Raw genomic sequence first — 262 nt, 5'->3', positions numbered from 1 at the left:
CGCCGACACCGTGCTCCTGGGACTCGACTCGAACATCGGCTTCCTGCGGGAGCTGCTGGCCGATCCGGGCGTGGTCGCGGGCGCCATGGACACCGGGCTGATCGACCGGATGGCGCCGTACACGGCGCCCCGGCCGTCGTCGCTCGCCCTCGCGGCGGCCGCGGTCGTCGGACGGGAGTGGTCGGAGGCGACCCGCGCGAACTCGGCGGGCGAGCTCTGGCGTGCCGGCTCCGGCTGGCGCCCCGGCGGCCCTGCGATGCAG

1 pseudogene is annotated in these 262 nt (G+C 76.7%); it reads left to right on the top strand.

The window, feature by feature from the left end:
- A pseudogene (locus ACQG3P_RS20165) lies at positions 1-262 on the top strand (hypothetical protein); the annotation flags it as partial.

Origin of the sequence: Stenotrophomonas sp. SrG (genome assembly GCF_050031795.1) — a bacterium.
GTDB classification, from domain to species: domain Bacteria; phylum Pseudomonadota; class Gammaproteobacteria; order Xanthomonadales; family Xanthomonadaceae; genus Stenotrophomonas; species Stenotrophomonas rhizophila_A.
Note: the sequence above shows the minus strand (reverse complement) of the source record. Positions and strands in the feature narration are given on the sequence as shown.